The organism is Mycolicibacterium xanthum, from assembly GCF_019710635.1.
Classification (GTDB): Bacteria; Actinomycetota; Actinomycetes; order Mycobacteriales; family Mycobacteriaceae; genus Mycobacterium; species Mycobacterium xanthum.
In genome coordinates this window covers 44,147-63,530 of record NZ_JAIFZS010000061.1, presented here as the reverse complement: position 1 = coordinate 63,530, position 19,384 = coordinate 44,147, and the positions used below count along the sequence as shown (strand labels likewise).

At 69.4% G+C, this 19,384-nt stretch carries 17 protein-coding genes and 1 tRNA gene; 12 read left to right on the top strand and 6 right to left on the bottom strand.

Annotated elements, in window-relative coordinates; translation table 11 throughout:
• Nucleotides 1–43: 43 nt before the first annotated feature.
• Nucleotides 44–736: a lytic transglycosylase domain-containing protein gene (locus tag JDV09_RS22030; RefSeq protein ID WP_221371286.1), complete on the bottom strand. Its 693-nt coding sequence runs from the start codon at nt 734–736 to the stop codon at nt 44–46.
• Between the two features lie 239 nt (nt 737–975).
• Here JDV09_RS22030 and efeU point away from each other — a divergent pair, with 239 nt between their 5' ends.
• From efeU to efeB, 3 genes are read left to right on the top strand one after another with little or no spacing between them, the layout of a single operon-like run.
• A complete protein-coding gene (gene efeU / locus JDV09_RS22025) occupies nt 976–1,902 on the top strand; it encodes an iron uptake transporter permease EfeU (RefSeq protein ID WP_221371260.1) in 927 nt (308 codons plus the stop codon).
• Nucleotides 1,899–3,056, top strand: a complete 1,158-nt coding sequence (gene efeO, locus JDV09_RS22020; protein ID WP_221371259.1) for an iron uptake system protein EfeO — start codon at nt 1,899–1,901, stop codon at nt 3,054–3,056. Before efeU ends, efeO begins: the two co-directional genes overlap by 4 nt.
• Nucleotides 3,037–4,353, top strand: a complete 1,317-nt coding sequence (gene efeB / locus JDV09_RS22015) for an iron uptake transporter deferrochelatase/peroxidase subunit (RefSeq protein ID WP_221371258.1) — start codon at nt 3,037–3,039, stop codon at nt 4,351–4,353. The genes efeO and efeB overlap by 20 nt, the downstream gene beginning before the upstream one ends.
• 76 nt (nt 4,354–4,429) lie before the next feature.
• Here efeB and JDV09_RS22010 read toward each other — a convergent pair whose 3' ends face one another.
• The 4 genes from JDV09_RS22010 to JDV09_RS21995 all read right to left on the bottom strand — a co-directional run bounded on the left by JDV09_RS22010 (nt 4,430) and on the right by JDV09_RS21995 (nt 11,075).
• The gene (locus JDV09_RS22010; RefSeq protein WP_221371257.1) at nt 4,430–5,602 is read right to left on the bottom strand and encodes a Fic family protein; all 1,173 of its coding nucleotides are present in this window, start codon (nt 5,600–5,602) and stop codon (nt 4,430–4,432) included.
• A gap of 131 nt (nt 5,603–5,733) precedes the next feature.
• Nucleotides 5,734–6,717 (bottom strand): nucleoside triphosphate pyrophosphohydrolase, encoded by a 984-nt coding sequence (locus tag JDV09_RS22005; RefSeq protein WP_221371256.1) that lies wholly within the window; start codon nt 6,715–6,717, stop codon nt 5,734–5,736.
• Nucleotides 6,714–10,355, bottom strand: a complete 3,642-nt coding sequence (mfd, locus tag JDV09_RS22000) for a transcription-repair coupling factor (RefSeq protein ID WP_221371255.1) — start codon at nt 10,353–10,355, stop codon at nt 6,714–6,716. The genes JDV09_RS22005 and mfd overlap by 4 nt, the downstream gene beginning before the upstream one ends.
• Nucleotides 10,356–10,481: 126 nt before the next feature.
• Nucleotides 10,482–11,075, bottom strand: coding sequence for a TetR/AcrR family transcriptional regulator (locus JDV09_RS21995; RefSeq protein WP_221371285.1), 594 nt, complete (start codon nt 11,073–11,075; stop codon nt 10,482–10,484).
• Nucleotides 11,076–11,170: 95 nt separating this feature from the next.
• Between JDV09_RS21995 and JDV09_RS21990 the strand changes: the two genes are divergently transcribed.
• Both JDV09_RS21990 and glmU read left to right on the top strand, forming a co-directional pair.
• Nucleotides 11,171–11,242: transfer RNA gene (locus JDV09_RS21990), tRNA-Gln, on the top strand.
• A gap of 88 nt (nt 11,243–11,330) precedes the next feature.
• On the top strand, nt 11,331–12,809 hold the full coding sequence (gene glmU / locus JDV09_RS21985; RefSeq protein WP_221371254.1) for a bifunctional UDP-N-acetylglucosamine diphosphorylase/glucosamine-1-phosphate N-acetyltransferase GlmU: 1,479 nt from the start codon (nt 11,331–11,333) through the stop codon (nt 12,807–12,809).
• Between the two features lies 1 nt (nt 12,810).
• Here the strand turns inward: glmU and JDV09_RS21980 are convergent, their stop codons facing one another.
• Nucleotides 12,811–14,148, bottom strand: a complete 1,338-nt coding sequence (locus JDV09_RS21980) for a DUF2254 domain-containing protein (RefSeq protein ID WP_221371284.1) — start codon at nt 14,146–14,148, stop codon at nt 12,811–12,813.
• A gap of 216 nt (nt 14,149–14,364) precedes the next feature.
• On the opposite strand from JDV09_RS21980, the gene JDV09_RS21975 reads away from it, so the two are divergent.
• The 7 genes from JDV09_RS21975 (at nt 14,365) to pth (ending at nt 19,335) form a co-directional block, all read left to right on the top strand.
• Complete coding sequence (locus JDV09_RS21975) at nt 14,365–15,345, top strand: ribose-phosphate diphosphokinase (RefSeq protein WP_221371253.1); 981 nt, start codon at nt 14,365–14,367, stop codon at nt 15,343–15,345.
• A 2-nt stretch (nt 15,346–15,347) separates the two neighbouring features.
• On the top strand, nt 15,348–15,692 hold the full coding sequence (gene arsC, locus JDV09_RS21970; protein WP_221371252.1) for an arsenate reductase (glutaredoxin): 345 nt from the start codon (nt 15,348–15,350) through the stop codon (nt 15,690–15,692).
• A gap of 14 nt (nt 15,693–15,706) precedes the next feature.
• On the top strand, nt 15,707–16,396 hold the full coding sequence (locus JDV09_RS21965) for an LpqN/LpqT family lipoprotein (protein ID WP_221371283.1): 690 nt from the start codon (nt 15,707–15,709) through the stop codon (nt 16,394–16,396).
• A 31-nt stretch (nt 16,397–16,427) separates the two neighbouring features.
• The gene (locus JDV09_RS21960; RefSeq protein WP_255605827.1) at nt 16,428–16,985 is read left to right on the top strand and encodes a hypothetical protein; all 558 of its coding nucleotides are present in this window, start codon (nt 16,428–16,430) and stop codon (nt 16,983–16,985) included.
• A 43-nt stretch (nt 16,986–17,028) separates the two neighbouring features.
• Nucleotides 17,029–17,904 (top strand): oxidoreductase, encoded by an 876-nt coding sequence (locus JDV09_RS21955; RefSeq protein ID WP_221371251.1) that lies wholly within the window; start codon nt 17,029–17,031, stop codon nt 17,902–17,904.
• 154 nt (nt 17,905–18,058) lie between these two features.
• Nucleotides 18,059–18,706: a 50S ribosomal protein L25/general stress protein Ctc gene (locus JDV09_RS21950; RefSeq protein WP_221371250.1), complete on the top strand. Its 648-nt coding sequence runs from the start codon at nt 18,059–18,061 to the stop codon at nt 18,704–18,706.
• A gap of 38 nt (nt 18,707–18,744) precedes the next feature.
• Nucleotides 18,745–19,335 (top strand): aminoacyl-tRNA hydrolase, encoded by a 591-nt coding sequence (gene pth / locus JDV09_RS21945; RefSeq protein ID WP_221371249.1) that lies wholly within the window; start codon nt 18,745–18,747, stop codon nt 19,333–19,335.
• Nucleotides 19,336–19,384: the final 49 nt, after the last annotated feature.

Below are 19,384 nucleotides of genomic sequence, written 5' to 3'. Positions count from 1 at the left end.
CGCCTCGACATGAGCCTAGAGCGTGGGCCGCGCGGGGGCGTGTTCAGAGCGAATGTCCGTCCGCATAGGCCGTCGCCCAGTCCCGGACCGTGCGTGCGTACTGGTCGGAATGGTTGTAGGCGCGCAGCGCATCCATCCAGCCGCGCGGCTTCGAGAGATCCTTTCCGCGCCAGCACAGATAACCCGCAGCCGACAGCGCCGCGTCGTCGATGTTGTCCGCACTGATGTCGCCGTCGTTGTTCGCGTCGACGCCGTAGAGCCGCCAGGTCTCCGGGATGAACTGCATCGGCCCCATCGCGCGCGCGTACGGCTCGTCGCCCTTGTTTTCGATGGCCGGGTCGTGGCTGACCGAGTCGTTGTCGAGGATCTCCAGGTTGCCCTGGGTTCCGTCCAGCAGCACACCCCGGATCGGCGGTCTCACCTCGCCGTCGGGTGAGATGGTGGCCCCGCGATAGGTGCCGTGATGGCTCTCCACCTGCCCGATGCCGGCCAGCGTCGTCCAGGCCAGGTGACAGTCCGGGTTCTCGACCTCGGCGACCCGGGCCGCATATGCGTAGGCCTCCAGCGCCGTCACCGGGATCCCCAACGCGGGGGCCCGTACGGCCGCCCACTCGTGCAGCTGATCGGCGGGCCGGCCGGCGGCGTGGGTGTCGACCTGAGGGACGGGGTCACCGGCCGGGGGCGGCACCCCTTCGGGGATGCGGCTACCCAGCTGCCACGAACAGCTGGCGGCCATGAGCAGCGCTGTCGCGCCGATCACGGCCACCGCATGTAGCCACCGCACCCGCGTTACCACCGGACTCCTCGAACCCCCTCGGTTGTAGCCATGTTCCCACGCAGTCAAGGACTTCAGGCTCACCGCACGTCTCGCGTTGGGGTGTACATTCCCGTCCGCAGCTGTACTAAGGTGAGCCACACCTACCTTTGGTTAGCCAAAGTTGGGTACCTGCAATTTCGTAGTGAGGGTTGAATTCGATGATCGCCGGCGCCGAATTTCCGGTCACCGTCTATCTGGCGGCGCCCGACGTGTCGTCGCAGATGTTCGGCAGCGGGCTGATCGGCCTGCGCGAAGGGCTCGAGACGGCCATCGTCGTGTCGATCCTCGTCGCCTTCCTGGTCAAGTCCGAACGCCACGACGCCCTCAAATGGGTGTGGCTGGGCGTGGGCGCGGCGATCGCGATGACCCTCACCGTGTTCCTGGCCATTCAGCTGGGTGAGAACACGATCAGCGGCCTGGCCGCCGAGGCCATCGCCGGGGTGGCCTCGCTGGTGGCCGTCGCCATCGTCACCACGATGGTGCTCTGGATGAAGAAGGCCGCCTCGTCGATGTCGGGCGAGCTGCGCGGTGGCATGGCCCGGGCCCTGGAAACCGGACCGCTGGCCGTGGCGCTGCTGGCCTTTCTCGCGGTCGGCCGGGAGGGCGTCGAGACGGCGCTGTTCATGGTCGGCTACGCCGAGGCGCAGACCATCTGGCCGCTGGTCGGGTTGATCATCGGGGTGCTGATCGCCATCACCATCGCCTACGGCATGTACCGCGGCGCACTGAGCATCAACCTCGCCAAGTTCTTCAAGTACACCGGCGTGTTCCTGATCCTCGTCGCCGCCGGGATCCTGTCCTACGGCATCGGTGCGCTGCAGACCGTCGGCTGGCTTCCCGGCCTGGCCGGCAAGGCCTTCGACATCAGCTCCTGGTTCGACTGGTCGTCCTGGTACGGGGAGACCGTCCAGGGCATCTTCAACCTCTCCCCCACCCCGACCGTGCTTCAGCTGGTCGCGTGGCTGACCTACATCGTCGTGGTGTTGGCGCTGTTCCTGCGCCCGACCACCGCGCCGGCGAAGTCGACCACATCACCCCCCGTATCAACCCCCACCCATCCCTCCCCCGAAAGGTCCACCACGTGAAGGTCCAACCCTCTGTCGCGACGCTCGCAGCGGCCCTGGCGGCGCTGGCGCTGGCCGGCTGCCAGGCCAAGGAGACCACGTCCACCGGCGACGACGGCGGCACCGCTCCCGCCGAGGTCACCGTCGACGCCTCCGACGAATCGTGCGAGCTGTCCGCCGGCGAGGGGACGACCGGCGCAAACACCTTCCTGATCACCAACAACGGCAACAAGGTCACCGAGTTCTACGTCTACGGCGCGGGCGAGCGGGTGATGGGCGAGGTCGAGAACATCTCCCCCGGGCTGCAGCGCAAGCTGATCGTGCAGCTCACCCAGCCGGGCACCTACCAGTTGGCCTGCAAGCCGGGCATGATCGGCGACGGGATCCGCAGCGACTTCACCGTCACCGGCGCGGAAGTGCAGATCGACACCGAGGGCAAGTTCAAGGAAGCCGCCGACAACTACAAGCGCTACGTGAACAGCCAGGTCGACGCGCTGGTACCCGCCGTCGAGTCGTTCGTCGCCGCGATCAAGGCCGGCGATATCGAGGCCGCCAAGGCCCAGTACCCGACCACCCGGGTCTACTACGAGCGCATCGAGCCGGTCGCCGAGTCGTTTCCCGACGATCTGGACCCGCGCATCGACCTGCGTGAGGCCGACCTGGAGCCCGGTCAGCAGTGGACCGGCTTCCACCGGCTGGAGAAGGACCTGTGGGTGACCGGCGTGCAGCCCGACACGAACGCGATCGCCGACCAGTTGGTCGCCGACGTCAACGAGCTCCGGGCCGGCGTGAGCGCCCCGGACTTCACCGTCGACTCCACCCAGATCGCCGGCGGCGCGCAGGGCCTGCTCGACGAGATCGCGTCCAGCAAGATCACCGGCGAAGAGGACATCTTCAGCCACACCGACCTGTGGGACTTCAGCGCCAACCTGCAGGGGTCGCAGACCGCGGTGGCCTCGGTGCGCCCGATCCTCGACGAGCGCAACCCGGACCTCGGCATGCGCGTCGACCAGCGCTTCGCGGAGGTCGAGGCGCTGCTCGCGAAGTACCGGGAGGGCGACGGCTTCGTCAGCTACGACAAGGTGACCGAACCGGAGCGTCAGGAGCTCTCGCGTGCGCTCGACGCGCTGAGCAAGGAAGTGAGCCAGGTGCAAGGTGTCATCGCCCAGCAGTGACCCCTCGACGGAGCCCACACAGGGAACCCCGCCCGCCGGGCTGAGCCGGCGCAGGCTGTTCGGCGCGGCGGGGGTGACCGCGGCGGTGGTCGGCGCGGCCGGCGCGGGAGCGCTGGCCGGCCGGGCGTCGGCCGCAACGCCGCCCTACCATCTGCGGGGCGCGGTACCGTTCCGCGGCCCGCACCAGGCCGGCATCGTCACCGAGGCGCAGGACCGCATGCACTTCGCGACGTTCGACGTGACCACCCGCAGTCGCGACGACGTCATCAAGATGCTGGCGGACTGGACCGAGATGGCGGAGCGGATGACGCAGGGCCACGAGGCCTTCCCCAACGGCGCCACCGGCCAGAACCCGTATTCGCCGCCGTCGGACACCGGCGAGGCGCTGGGCCTGCCGGCCTCACAGCTCACGCTGACCATCGGCTTCGGGCCGTCGTTCTTCGTCAAGGACGGTGTCGACCGGTTCGGCATCGCCGACCAGCGGCCCGCCGAGCTGGTCGACCTGCCCAAGTTCGGAAACGAGAAGATCGACCCGGCCCGCAGCGGCGGCGACATCGTCGTGCAGGCCTGCGCCAACGACCCGCAGGTCGCCGTGCACGCGATCCGCAACCTGGCCCGCATCGGCATGGGCACCGTCGCGGTGCGCTACTCCCAGCTGGGCTTCGGCCGCACCTCGTCGACCACCCGGGAGCAGGCCACCCCGCGAAACATGTTCGGGTTCAAGGACGGAACGGCGAACATCCGCGCCGACGAGACCGCGAAGCTGGACGACTTCGTCTGGGTGGGCGACTCCGACGGACCGGCCTGGATGGCCGGTGGTACCTATCTGGTGGCGCGCCGAATCCGGATGCTCATCGAGCAGTGGGACCGCACCACGCTGCTCGAGCAGGAGCGCGTCATCGGCAGGCAGAAGGGCAGCGGTGCGCCGATGGGGCTCGCCGAGGAGTTCCAGGAACTGAACTTCGACCTGGTCGACTACGAGAACGAGCCGCTGATCGACAAGCAGGCCCACGTGCGGCTGGTCTCCCCGCACAGCCTCGGCGGCGTGGAGATCCTGCGCCGCGGCTACAACTTCACCGACGGCAGCGACGGCTTCGGCCACCTCGACGCCGGCCTGTTCTTCATCGCGTTCGTCCGCAGCCCCGGGCGGCAGTTCATCCCGATGCAGAACGCGATGTCGCGCAGCGACGCGATGAACGAATACATCATGCCGACCAGTTCGGCGGTGTTCGCCTGCCCGCCGGGCATCCCGGAGGGGGACACCTCGACGTTCTGGGGTTCGACGATCTTCGACTGAGCCCGCGGCACGGTGGCGACCAACAGGGTGATCGGGTCAACCGACGGAAACGACCTGAGCGGCGAACTGAGCTTGCTCAGCCTCGCCGGCCGGCACGTTCGGCGAAAGCGTCAAGGGCGGCAAGTACCTCGGGAGAAAGCCACACCCGGTTGCGGGGTCCATTGGTTGCCTCGACGAGGATTCCCACCTCGGTCAGCGGGTTGAGGTAGCGGTGTGCGTTGGTGGACTCGATGCCCAGCTCCTGTGCCAGCAGCGCGGCGTTCACGACCGGGCGGCGGGTCAACAGATCGGCAACCTTCCACACCGCGGAGTCGGACCGTGCGGTGATCACGTCGTTCCAGGTTTCCCGGATATCACGGAGCTCGGAGACCAATTGTCGCCCGTTGGAGATGGCCAGGACTGTGGCCTGCGAGAAGCGCTCGACAATCGGCGCGACATCACCACCGCGATAGCTCGTCAACGAGGCGAAGTATGCACCGGTGTCGGCGAGCAGCCCGGCTGAGACCGGAACCGTCACCTGACGCGTCAGGCCCTTGTTGCGCAGCATCGCTTGCACCAATGCCCGGCCCGTGCGGCCGTTACCGTCGGTGAAGGGGTGAATGGTCTCGAATTGTGCATGACCCACCGCAATCTGCGGCAGCGTGGGAAGGTCAGCGCGCTGCGCGAAGGCGATCAGATCGCCAATCGCCGCAGGAATCAACTCATGGCGCGGGCCGACGAACGCCGCGCCGATGGGTGTGGAACCACCTCCGATCCACCCTGGCTCGGTGCGGAATTCGCCTGACGTGTGGTGTGGATCGTCGACCATCAACGCGCGGTGCATCGCCCTGATGGCGTCGGCATCAACGATGCCGGACAGCGCGACCGCTGCCTGCATCGCGGTGGTGTTGGCGACGATCATCTGAGCGTTTCGCTTGGCCTTGCCACCGGGCAGTTCAGCCTCACCGATGGCGCGCGCTGATACGGTCAGGTTTTCTATCTGCGAGCTCGCGGCGGATTCCGACCGCAACAAAACGGCGGCAAACGGTGCGATCTCGCCGCCGAGTTCGGCGTCGAACCGCGCGATCTCCCGGCCGGCGGACTCGGCGTCTGCCAACACTGACGGCGGCAGATCTAGGTGCAGGTCGGCGATGGCGGCCGGCACTGCGGAGTGATAGGTGCCGTACCCAGGTCTGGTCTGGCTCGCGTACCGCCTACCCTGCGGTTCCCAACGAACGTCCTCGTAAGTGACGGGGCGAAGTGAAGCCACCGAATCAGCTTAACTTCGTCTATATGGTTAAGTGAAGTCATGGTCAAGAGTTGACTTCACTTAGCCAGGAGACAATTGGTGATACTCAGGAAGTTGGTGATACTGCGCTGCAATGGCCGGGTCTCGACGCGTCAGGCCTCGGGGACCGACTCCCCGCCCTCCGCGGCTTGCCCGCCCTCCGCGGCGCCGGGCCAATGCGCCCGCCACTCGTCCTCGGTGACCGCCGCCGGCGTGCTGTCGTCGAGTTCCGCTGCCACGTCGGCGCTGCGCCGAGCTGCCGCCGCCGACCGCTCCGCGGCACGCACGTCGTCCATGAATTCGAGAACCGCTGAGCGCAAGGCATTCTCGGCATCGAAATCGGTGGACACCGTCACCGAGGTGACCGTGCCGGGAACGAGATCGGCCGGGAAGCCGGCGCCTTCGGCGCGGGCGAGCACCTTCTGCGCCAGCGCCAGCGCGGGCTGCCCGGTCGGGATGTCGTCCATGATGGACTCGCGCTTGGAGGTCTCCAGCGCCTTGCGTTGTTCCCACTGCGCCAGCTGGTCCTCCAGCGAGATCGACTCGCCGGCAAGCACTGCGGGCACCCGATTGCCGAGCTTGCGGACCAGCGCGTCGGCCACGTCGTCGATGTCGAAGGAATCCTCCGGCGCATCCTCGGCGATGCGGGCGTGGAACAGCACCTGCAGCAACACGTCACCGAGTTCGTCGCGCAGCTCGCCCAGGTCACCGCCGTGCACGGCGTCGAACAGCTCGTAGGTCTCCTCCAGCAGGTAGCGCCGCAGCGAATCATGGGTCTGCTGGCTCTCCCACGGACCGGCGGTGCGCAGCTTGTCCATCATCGCCACCGCATCGACCAGACGCTCACCGGCCTGCGCCGCCGGCGCGGCGATCACCCGCTCCCCCGCACCGATCCGGGCGATAACCGAGGGGTGCTTGGCATCCGAGGACAACAACACCGCGGCCGGCTCGCCGACGTAGGACGGGCGTGCCGCGGGCAGCGACCACGGCACCTTGACCGGCATCTCCTCGGTGTACTGGACATCGCCGGTGAGCAGCTCGATCGCCTCGACGGGAACCAGCGAGGGGCGGCGCGGGTCGACCAGGACGACCGTCATGTGCCACCTCCGAACTTGGTTATATCAACTTCCTCGTCGGGTTTCCCATCGACGGCCAGCAGCAACCCCGCAACGAACGCCACCAGGTCGAGGTCCCGGATCCGCGGCGCGCCCACCCCGCTGCCGGCACGCGGGATCGGCACCTGCACGGTGGACGTGGTGGCGCGGTAGTTGGCGCCGGAATAGAGCCGCTTGAGCCGCAGCTGCGCCGAATCCGGCAGCGTCATCGGCGAAATCCGCACCGTCGACGCCGAGGCCGCGCCGATCTCGGTGACCCCGTGGGCCCGCGCCAGCAGCCGCAGCCGCGCGACCGCGACCAGGCGCTGGGCCGGATCGGGTAAGGGTCCGTAACGGTCGACGAGTTCGTCGACGACCGCGTCGACGGCCCGATCGTCGGCGGCCGCCGCCAGCCGGCGGTAGGCCTCCAGCCGCAGCCGGTCGCTGTCGATGTAGTCCGGCGGCAGGTGCGCGTCGACCGGCAGATCCACCCGGACGTCCTTCGGTTCCTCCGGCGCCGCAACGGTTTTCCCGTCCGCGGCGGCCCGATACGCCTCGACGGCCTCACCCACCAGCCGCACGTAGAGGTCGAAACCCACCCCGGCGACGTGACCGGACTGCTCGGCGCCCAGCACATTGCCCGCCCCGCGGATCTCCAGATCCTTCATCGCGACGGCCATACCGGCGCCCAGCTCGTTGTTCTGGGCGATCGTCGCCAGCCGGTCGTAGGCCGTCTCGGTCAGCGGCACCTCCGGCGGATACAGGAAGTAGGCGTAGCCACGTTCGCGCGACCGCCCCACCCGCCCGCGCAGCTGGTGCAGCTGCGACAGGCCGAAGGTGTCGGCGCGTTCGACGATCAGCGTGTTGGCGTTGGAGATGTCCAGACCCGTCTCGACGATGGTCGTGCACACCAGGATGTCGAACTCCCGGTTCCAGAACCCCTCGACCGTCGTCTCCAGCTGCTCCTCGGGCATCTGCCCGTGTGCGACCACCACCCTCGCCTCGGGCACCAGAGCGCGCACCCGGGCCGCGGCCGCGTCGATGGTGCGGACCCGGTTGTGGATGTAGAACGCCTGTCCGTCGCGCAGCATCTCGCGGCGCAGCGCGGCGGCGACCTGCTTGTCGTCGTGCGGCCCGACGTACGTCAGCACCGGGTAACGCTCCTCGGGCGGCGTCAGGATCGTCGACATCTCCCGGATACCGGCCAGGCTCATCTCCAGCGTGCGCGGGATCGGGGTGGCACTCATCGTCAGCACGTCGACGTGGGTGCGCATCGACTTGATGTGCTCCTTGTGCTCCACGCCGAAGCGCTGCTCCTCGTCGACGACGACCAGGCCGAGGTCCTTCCACGTCACCCCGGTCTGCAGCAGCCGGTGGGTGCCGATCACGATGTCGACGCTGCCGTCCTTCAGACCCTCCAGCGTGGCGCGGGACTCGGCCGGATCGGTGAACCGCGACAGGCCCTTGACGGTGACCGGGAATCCGGCCGTGCGCGTCGCGAACGTCTGCAGATGCTGGTCGGCCAGCAGCGTGGTCGGCACCAGCACCGCGACCTGCTTGCCGTCCTGCACCGCCTTGAAGGCCGCCCGCACCGCGATCTCGGTCTTGCCGTAGCCGACGTCGCCGCAGATCACCCGGTCCATCGGGACCGGCTTCTCCATGTCGGACTTCACCTCGGTGATGGCGGTGAGCTGATCGACGGTCTCGGTGAACCCGAACGCGTCCTCCATCTCGGTCTGCCAGGGCGTGTCGGGGCCGAACGCGTGGCCCGCCGAGGCCTGCCGCTTGGCGTAGAGCGCGACGAGTTCGGCGGCGATCTCGCGCACCGCCCGGCGGGCCTTGGTCTTGGTGTTGGCCCAGTCGCTGCCGCCGAGGCGGCTCAGCGTGGGCGCCTCACCGCCGACGTAGCGCGACAGCTGGTCGAGCGAATCCATCGGCACGTAGAGCTTGTCGGTGCCGTTGGCGCCACGCTTTCCCGACGCGTACTCCAGCACCAGGTACTCCCGGCGCGCGCCGCCGACGACGCGTTCGGTCATCTCGACGAACCGGCCGATGCCGTGCTGGTCGTGCACCACCAGGTCACCGGCGGTCAACGCCAACGGGTCGACGACGTTACGGCGCTTGGCGGCCAGCTTGCGACCCTCGGTGGCGGCCGCACGGTTGCCGGTCAGGTCGGTCTCGGTGATCACCACCAGGTTGGCGCCCGGCATCACCACACCGTCGTGCAAGGGGCCCTTGAGCACCCCGACGACCCCTTCGGCGGGGGCCGCGCCCGGCTCCAACATCGTTGCCGGAGTGTCGGATTCACCGAGCTGTTCGACGACGCGCATCGCGGTTCCGGTGCCCGGGGTGACCACGGCCGCGCGACCGCCGGTCATCACGTGGGCGCGCAGCATCGCGAAGATCTCGTCGAGTGTGTGCTGCTGGCCCCGCGCCGTCGGTGCCGGCCGGACGTCGAGCGCGACCGCGCCCTCGTGGTTGAGCTGACTCAGCGTCCACCACGGATGCCCGCCGGCGCGGGCGGCGTCGCGGGCGTCGTCGAAATCGACGAAACCGGACGCACCGAGCGCCTCCAGGTCGATGGGCGCGTCCCCGCCGACGGCCGCGGTGGACCAGGACGCCTCCAGGAACTCGCGGCCGGTCTTGATCAGGTCGGCGGCCCGGCTGCGCACCTTCTCCGGATCACAGATCAGCAGCGCCGCCCCGGCGGGCAGGTGGTCGGGCAGCGTCGCGAAGGCGCCCCCGGCCGGCTTGAGCAACGGCAGCAGCGCCTCCATGCCGTCGACCGGGATTCCCGCGGCCAGCTTGGCCAGCATGTCCGGCACGCTGCCGGGCACGCTGTTGTCGGCCACCGGGTGGTCGGCCGATAGCGCGGCGGCGCGCTCGCGGACGTCGGCGGTCAGCAGCAGCTCCCGGCACGGCACCGCGACCACGGTGTCGATGGCGATCTCGGGGATGGAGCGCTGGTCGGCGACCGAGAACATCCGCATCTCGGTGACCTCGTCGCCCCAGAACTCGACCCGCACCGGATGCTCGGCGGTCGGCGGAAACACGTCGAGGATGCCGCCGCGCACCGCGAACTCCCCGCGCTTGCCGACCATGTCGACCCGGGTGTAGGCCAGATCGACCAGCCGCGCGACCAGAGCGTCGAAGTCGGTCTCGTCGCCCAGGCTCAGGGCCACCGGCTCGATATCTGCCAGATCAGGAGCCATCGGCTGCAGCAGCGAACGCGCGGTGGTGACGACGATCCGCACCGGCGGGCCCAGCCGTTCATCGTCGGGACGGGCCAGCCGCAGCAGCAGCAGCATCCGGGCGCCGACGGTGTCCACCCCGGGAGACAGCCGCTCGTGCGGCAGCGTCTCCCAGGACGGGAACAGCGCCACCGAATCGCCGAACACGCCCCGCAGTTCGGCGGTCAGGTCGTCGGCCTCCCGGCCGGTCGCCGTGACCACCAGCAGCGGACCGGCCTGGGCGAGTGCGGACGCGGCGAAGACCCGGGCGCCGGCCGGGCCGACGAGGTCGAGATCAACGGGCCGCTCGGCGGCACGGCGAGCCACCTCCTGCAGGGAGGGGTCACGAAGCGCCAGGTCGACGAGGCCCGCGATCGGGGTGTGGACATCAAGAGTCCCCGATGCGGTCATGATGGCGTCCATCGTATGTTCCCGCGCCAAGCCGCGCCCACGGCCCCCGCAGGCCGGTTCGGCGGCAAGGGATTTCGGGGCTTTTCGGGGCTTTCGGGGGCTTCCGGGGGCTTCCGGGGGCTTTCGCTATTCCTGATGCAGGACGGGATCGGACTCGAGGTGGGTCAGGCCGTTCCAGCACAGGTTGACCAGGTGCGCGGCCACCACCTCTTTCTTCGGCTCGCGCACGTCGAGCCACCACTGCGCGGTCATCGACACCGAACCGACCAGCGCCTGCGCGTACAGCGGGGCCAGGTCCGGGTCCAGCCCGCGCCGGGAGAAGTCGCCGGCCAGGATCGAGGACACCTGGCTGACGGCGTCGTTGAGCAGGGTCGAATAGGTGCCGGAGGTGATGCTCGCGGGCGAGTCGCGAATCAGGATGCGGAACCCGTCGGTGTGCTCCTCGACGTAGGTCAGCAGCGCCAGCGTGACACGTTCCACCCGCACCCGTGACCGGTTGTTGGTCAGCGAGGACGTGATGCCGTCCAGCAGCGCCGACATCTCCCGATCGACGACGACGGCGTACAGGCCCTCCTTGCCGCCGAAATGCTCGTAGACCACCGGTTTGGACACATTGGCCCGCAGCGCGATCTCCTCGATCGACGTGCCGTCGTAGCCGCGCTCGGCGAACAGCGACTTGGCGATCTCGATCAGCTGCTGACGGCGCTCGCTGCCGGTCATCCGGGCGCGCGGTGCACGCACTTGACCTTCGGACTTGTCAGGTACAGCCACGGGATACAGGGTAAATCCTTCGACTACAGTCTCTGGGTGATCAGTCCGTCGTGGTGTAATCGGCAGCACCTCTGATTTTGGTTCAGATAGTTCAGGTTCGAGTCCTGGCGACGGAGCAGAATTTTGCAGCGAGCGTGCGCAGAATGCCGGCGCTGACCGGCGCGGCGGGGTACAGACACGCACGCTCGCGCGGAAAGGACAGCCATGCGTGAGGCCGCGGTCCTGGTCCTGGCGGCGGGCGCCGGAACCCGGATGAAGTCCGGCACCCCCAAGGTGCTGCACACGCTGGCCGGGCGCAGCATGCTGGCGCACGCGTTGCACTCGGTCGCGAAGGTGGCGCCCCGGCACCTGGTGGTCGTGGTCGGCCGCGACCGCGAGCGCGTCGGCCCCGCGGCCCGGGAGATCGGCGAAGGCCTGGGCCACCCCGTCGAGATCGCGGTGCAGGACCACCAGCTGGGCACCGGCCACGCGGTGGCGTGCGGACTGTCGGCGCTGCCAGACGATTTCGCCGGCACGGTCGTGGTGACCTCCGGCGACGTGCCGCTGCTGGACGCCGACACGCTGGCCGATCTGATCGCCGCCCACAGCGCCGAGGCTGCGGTGGCCACGGTGCTGACCACCACGCTGCCCGACCCGACGGGGTACGGCCGGGTGCTGCGCACTCAGGACCGAGAGGTGATCGGCATCGTCGAGCAGGCCGACGCCAGCCCCTCACAGCAGGCGATCGCCGAGGTCAACGCCGGTGTCTACGCGTTCGACATCGCCCCGCTGCGCTCGGCGCTGAGCCGGTTGAGCTCCGACAACGCCCAACACGAGCTCTACCTGACCGACGTCGTGTCGATCGTGCGCTCCGACGGGCAGATCGTGCGCGCCAAACACGTCGACGACACCGCGCTGGTGACCGGCGTCAACGACCGCGTGCAGCTGGCCGAGCTGGGCGCCGAACTCAACCGCCGCATCGTGGCCGGCCACCAGCGCGCCGGCGTGACGATCGTCGACCCGTCGTCGACCTGGATCGACGTCGACGTCACGATCGGCCGCGACACGGTGGTGCGCCCGGGCACCCAACTGCTGGGCGGCACCCGCATCGGTGGCCGCTGCGAGATCGGGCCCGACACCACGCTGACCGACGTCACCGTCGGCGACGGCGCGCAGATCGTGCGCACCCACGGCTCGTCGTCGGTGATCGGCGACGACGCCGTCGTCGGGCCCTTCACCTACCTGCGACCCGGCACCGTGCTGGGCGACGCCGGAAAGCTGGGCGCGTTCGTCGAGACCAAGAACGCCACCATCGGCACCGGCACCAAGGTGCCGCACCTGACCTACGTCGGCGACGCCGACATCGGCGAACACAGCAACATCGGCGCCTCCAGCGTGTTCGTCAACTACGACGGGGAGACCAAGTCCCGCACCACGATCGGCTCGCACGTGCGCACCGGTTCGGACACCATGTTCGTCGCGCCGGTCACCGTCGGCGACGGCGCCTACACCGGGGCGGGCACGGTGATCCGCGACGACGTACCGCCGGGCGCGCTGGCCGTGTCGGCCGGTCCGCAGCGCAACATCGAGGGCTGGGTGCAGCGCAAGCGCCCCGGCAGCCCGGCGGCCGGGGCCGCCGAAAAGGCGACAGCGGCCGAAGCGGCCCCGGCCGCCACCGAGCCCCCGGGCTCCGACGGGGACTGAGTCAGCCGCGGGACAGGTCCGGCATCCGCCAGGTACCGCCCAACGCCTCCTCGACCGCCAGCGCCAGGCGCTCCAGGCCGGCCCGCTCGACGTCGTCGAACTCCTGGAGGTCCACGGTGCGGCGCAGCCGCGCCAGTTGGGAGACCACCGCGTCGCGGCGGCTCGGCCCGCCGCGCCAGGCCAGCTCGCGCAGCAGCCGCAGCAGGGCCGACAACACCGCCGCATCGCCGGCGCCGTAGCGCCGCGGCTGTGCGACGGCCAGATCGAGCAGTTCGGCGAAGTCCGGCCGCGGGATCACCGCGCGCACCACATCGTCGTCGTCACAGTGCACCGTGGCACCGAGGTCGCGGCCGGCCAGCATGCACAGCAGCGCCGAGCTGTGCCCGATCGCGTGCACCGCGGTGGTCGGGTCGTTGATCCCCGGCGAGAGCGCCTTGACCACGACGTCGGTCAACTGGCGCAGCGCATAGCCGACATCCTCGACCGGCGTGCGCTCGTCGCCGGTGCGCACCGCGGCCGCGACGCAGTCCCGCAGCTGTCCGAGCGCGTCGCCGTCCAGAGCACCACCGTCATCGGCGGACCAGACCACCGCGACCGGGGTACCCGCCACGGTCCACTCACCGGGTTTGCGGTCCACCAGCACCACCGCGTCGACCCTGGCGGCGGCCGCGACCAGCGCCTCTTCGTCCACCCCGACCAGGAAGCCGGTGCGCGACGCGTCGATCGAGATCGCCGAGTCCGGCGGCATCGGCGGCAGTGCGCTGCGCGCCGTCTCGTCCAGCTCGCCGAACATCGCGTCGGCGGCCTGCTCGGCGTCGGCGAGCACGATGCCCAGCATCGTCTCGACCCTGATCTGGCGTACCAGGTGCGCCAGGAACAACACCAGCCCGATGACGCTGACCAGGGCGAGCAGGTAGGCGACGGTGACCGATACCTGCGGCACGAACACCGGCGCGCCGCTGCTGCCGTCGCGCACGCTGCGCAGCACTGTCAGCGCGTAGACGAACGTCGCGACGAACAGCGCCAGGGTCCGCTGCACAAACCGGTCCCGCGCGAACGTGCGCAGCAGGCGCGGCGAGTACTGGCCGCTGGCCAGCTGCAGGGTCACCAGCGTCAGCGAGAAGGTCAGCGACGTCACCGTCATCACCGACGCGGCGATCGCGCTGAGCACGTCGCGGGCCGAGGCCGGGCCTCCGCCGAACAGGAACTGCGACAGCAGGCCGGGAACCCGGCCGTCGAGCGCACCGTCGATCGCGGGCAGCAGCACCCCGCCCAGGATCGCCAGCGCGATCCCGATGGCGGGCACCGGCCACAGCCGGGTGCGGACCGCGTCCAGCATCCAGGTCTTGTGCCGGTTGAGCGCCGGCCAGAAGGCCACCTCTACCCCCTTCGCCGACCGATGGTGCCTGCACAGCTGCGGCGGCAACGCTACCGGCTGGTAGCCTGCGGTCGCCGAATGTTGGCATTCTGGTAACCCGCCAGCGTACGTGCGTAGCCGCTACGTACGATGACGCGAGAATCGATCCCCATCGATCTGAGAAGCCGAGGGCAGCCCGTGAGCCACGACTGGACCGACAATCGCAAGAGCCTGATGTTGTTCTCGGGGCGCGCGCACCCCGAGCTGGCCGACCAGGTCGCCAAGGAACTCGACGTCCCGGTCACCGCGCAGACCGCCCGCGATTTCGCCAACGGCGAGATCTTCGTGCGGTTCGACGAGTCGGTGCGCGGCTGCGACGCCTTCGTGCTGCAGAGCCATCCGTGGCCGCTCAACCAGTGGCTGATGGAGCAGTTGCTGATGATCGACGCCCTCAAGCGCGGCAGCGCCAAACGAATCACCGCGATCCTGCCGTTCTACCCGTACGCCCGGCAGGACAAGAAGCACCGCGGCCGCGAGCCCATCTCGGCGCGACTGGTCGCCGACCTGCTCAAGACCGCCGGCGCCGACCGGATCGTCACCGTCGATCTGCACACCGACCAGATCCAGGGCTTCTTCGACGGCCCGGTGGACCACATGCGCGCGCAGAAGCTGCTGACCGGCTACATCGCCGACAACTACCCGGGCCACGACATGGTGGTCGTCTCCCCCGACTCCGGCCGGGTCCGGGTCGCCGAGAAGTGGGCCGACGCGCTGGGCGGGGTCCCGCTGGCCTTCATCCACAAGACCCGCGATCCGCTGGTGCCCAACCAGGTGAAGTCCAACCGGGTCGTTGGCGACGTCGCCGGCAAGACCTGCATCCTGACCGACGACATGATCGACACCGGCGGCACCATCGCCGGCGCGGTGCGGCTGCTCAAGGAGGACGGCGCGGCCGACGTCGTCATCGCGGCCACTCACGGCGTGCTGTCCGACCCGGCCCGGGAGCGGCTCGCGGAATGCGGGGCCAGGGAGGTCATCGTCACCAACACACTGCCGATCGGCGAGGACAAGCAGTTCCCGCAGCTGACCGTGCTGTCGATCGCGCCGCTGCTGGCCAACACCATCCGTGCGGTCTTCGAGAACGGATCGGTGACCGGACTGTTCGACGGGTCGGCCTGACCATGTCCGGCGCGACCATCTACCACAACCCCAAGTGCTCGACGTCCCGCAAGACACTGGAGTTGCTGCGCGACAACGGCATCGAGCCCCAGGTGGTGCTCTACCTGAAGACCCCGCCGTCACGCGCGGAGCTGGCCGCGATGATCGCCGACGCCGGGATCGATGTCCGCACCGCAGTACGCAAGCGCGAATCGCTTTATGCCGAACTCGATCTGGCCTCGGCGTCCGATGACGAGCTGCTCGACGCGATGGCCGAGCATCCGATCCTGATCGAGCGGCCGTTCGTGGTGACAACCAAGGGAACCCGCCTGGCGCGGCCGATGGACGCGGTCCGCGAGATTCTGTGACGGTGCGAACCGGCATGGCCGTCGCCGCCGTGGCGGCGCTGACCGCCGTGGCGGCTTCCGGGTGTGCCACCGAAACCCCCGATTACCAGTCGATCTGGTCGACGACCAGTGCGGCGAGCGCCGAGCCGACCAGTACGACGGACGAGGCCCCGCTTCCGCTGGCCAACTATCTCGAGGATGCCGGGGTGATCGGCAGACCCGTCGCACCGGACAAGCTGACCGACATCACCGTGTCGATACCGACGCCGCCGGGGTGGCACCCCTACCAGAACACCAACCTGGCACCGGGCACCCGGATGATCGCCAAGGGTGACACCTACCCGACGGCGATGCTGATGGTGTTCGAACTCGACGGCGACTTCGACGTCGCAGAAGCGCTCAGCCATGCCGCCGTCGACGCCGAGATGTCGCAGAACTTCCACAAGCTGAATTCGTCGACCGACGACTTCGCCGGTTTCCCGTCGTCGATGATCGAGGGCAGCTACGACCTCAACGGGGCGCGCATGCACACCTACAACCGGGTGGTCATCGCGACCGGCGCCCCGGTGCGCACCGAGGGCGGACCGCCGGCCGCGCAGCAATATCTGGTCCAGTTCACCGCCACCGGCTACGCCGACAAGGCCGTCGAGGACGCCGACGACATCGAAACGATCATCGACGGCTTCACCGTGACGGTGCCCAACCCGGCCGACGCTCCCCGGTGAGGTGCGCCGGGCATCGGTAACCTGCGTGGCGTTGGCAACACCGGCGGCCCGGAAGGACAACATGATGACCCGCCTGGCGATGATCCCGACCGCGGCGGCGACGCTGATGCTCGCCGCGACCGCGACGGCGGGGGCCGATCCGACCCCCGGTCCCGCACCCGCGCCGATCTACATCCCCGGATGCACCTCCGATCAACCTGCACAGGAACGACCCGAGCAGATGCTCTACAACTGCGACGGGTCGGCGGCCATGGAGGGCATGACCTGGACGAGTTGGGGTCCCGACGGCGCGATGGGCACCGGTGTGGACAACGCGGTGCAGTGCAAACCCAACTGCGCCGAGGGCCCGCACCTGATCAACCCGATCATCGTGCACGCGTGGAATCCGCGGCCGGTGGACGGTGCCGGCTGTCCCGCCGGCGCGCTGTTCTACGCCGACCTCACCATCGCCTATCCCGAAGGGGTGCCGCCGTGGATCGTCCCGGGCACCACCTGGGAGCGCGGCGTCGACTTCGTGACCATCGACGGCATGCCCGCCGTGCACTGGACCGACCGGATGCCGTTCGGCTGCCAGATCCCCGGGCCGTGAGGTCCGTCACCGGCCGACCACGGCCCGCACTAGGCTGGCCGGCGTGAGCGACTGGACCGCCGCCGACCTCCCGTCCTTCGCCGGGCGCACCGTCGTGGTGACCGGCGCCAACAGCGGGCTGGGGCTGGTGACCGCCCGTGAGCTGGCCCGCGTCGGCGCCACCACGATCCTGGCGGTGCGCAACCTCGGCAAGGGCAACGCCGCGGCGGCCGAGATGTCCGGCGACGTGCAGGTGCGCCGGCTCGACCTGCAGGATCTGGCGTCGATCCGGGATTTCGCTGACGGCTTCGCGAACTCCACGGTGGACGTACTGGTCAACAACGCCGGCATCATGGCCGTGCCGTACGCGCTGACCACCGATGGCTTCGAGAGCCAGATCGGCACCAACCACCTCGGTCATTTCGCGCTGACCAACCTGCTGCTGCCCCGGATCACCGATCGGGTGGTCACGGTGTCGTCGATGATGCACCTGACGGGTCACGTCAGCCTCACCGACCTCAACTGGAAGTCCAGGCCCTACCTGGCCTGGCCGGCCTACGGTCAGTCGAAGCTGGCGAACCTGCTGTTCAACCTCGAGTTGCAGCGCCGACTCGAGGCCGCCGGGTCGAGCGTGCGATCGGTGGCCGCCCACCCCGGCTACTCGGCGACCAACCTGCAGGGGCAGACCGGCAACCGGTTCGGCACCCGGATCTGGGACGCCGGTAACCGGCTGCTGGCCACCGACGCCGACTTCGGGGCCCGGCAGACGCTGTTCGCGGCATCGCAGGACATCCCCGGCAACAGCTTCATCGGCCCGCGCTTCGCGATGCGCGGTCCCACCGGCCAGAGCAGGCGCAGCCCGCTGGCGCGGAACCGGGCCAGGGCGCAGGCGCTGTGGACGCTGTCCGAGCAGCTCACCGGCACCGAATTTCCGCTCTGAGCACTGCTTGCGCTACCCTTGCGGACGCGTCACGGCGAGGGTGGCCTGTTTCGGCAGGTTCACCGTTATCGACGGAACCCGCATCGAAACCGGTGTGCCCCCTCTGCCGTGCCCGACCCAGTCACCGACGGCTACAGGCACAGGAGCACCGATCATGGCGAACGCCACCAACAATCTGACCGCACAGGTCCGCACCGCAACCGGCAAGGGCGCGTCCCGGCGCGCCCGTCGCGAGGGCCGCGTCCCCGTGGTGCTCTACGGCCACGGCACCGACCCGCAGCACCTCGAGCTCAACGGACACGACTTCTCGGCCGTGCTGCGCCACGCCGGCACCAACGCGGTGCTCACGCTGGACATCGACGGCACCGAGCAACTCGCGCTGACCAAGTCCCTCGAGATCCACCCGATCCGCCGCAACATCCAGCACGCCGACCTGCTGGTGGTGCGCCGCGGCGAGAAGGTGACCGTCGAGGTCAGCGTCGTCGTCGAGGGCGACGCCGCATCGGGCACCCTGGTCACCCAGGACGCCAACACCATCGAGATCGAGGCCGACGCGCTGTCGATCCCGCAGCAGCTCACCGTCTCGGTCGAGGACGCCGAAGAGGGCACCCAGATCACCGCGGGCGACATCGAGCTGCCCGCCGGTGTGTCGCTGGTCTCCGAGCCCGACCTGCTGGTCGTCAACGTGGTGGCCGCGCCGACCGCCGAGGACCTCGAGGAGGAGGGCGCCGGCGCAGAAGGCGCCGCCGCGGAGAGCGCCGAGGCCGAAGGCGCCGAGGAGTCGGCATCCGACTCCGAATAATTCGGCGGGAACGGACATCCCGGGAACGGACACCTTCAGTGGCGGCTGAGGCCTCCGGGCCACTTCTGCTCGTCGGCCTGGGCAACCCCGGGCCGAACTACGCCAAGACCCGGCACAACATCGGCTTCATGGTGGCCGACGTGCTTGCCGCCCGCATCGGCGACACGTTCAAGGTGCACAAGAAGTCCGGGGCCGAGGTGGCCACCGGGCGGCTCGCGGGCCGCCCGGTGGTACTGGCCAAGCCGCGGGTGTACATGAACGAGTCGGGCCGCCAGATCGGCCCGCTGGCGAAGTTCTACTCGGTCGAGCCCGCCGACGTCGTCGTCATCCACGACGAACTCGACATCGACTTCGGCCGCATCCGGCTCAAGCTGGGCGGCGGGGAGGGCGGGCACAACGGCCTGCGTTCGGTCGCATCGGCGTTGGGCAGCAAGAACTTCCAGCGGGTCAGGATCGGCATCGGACGACCGCCGGGGCGGCAGGATCCGGCGGCGTTCGTACTGCAGCCGTTCACCGCCGCCGAGCGGGCCGAGGTCCCGACGATCTGCGAGCAGGCCGCCGACGCCGCCGAGTTGCTGGTCGCCCAGGGGCTGGAGCCGGCGCAGAACACCGTGCACGCCTGGGGCTGACGCGCGGCTGTCCTGCGTCCCTGCGTTCCGTTGAAACTGCCGTGATGGC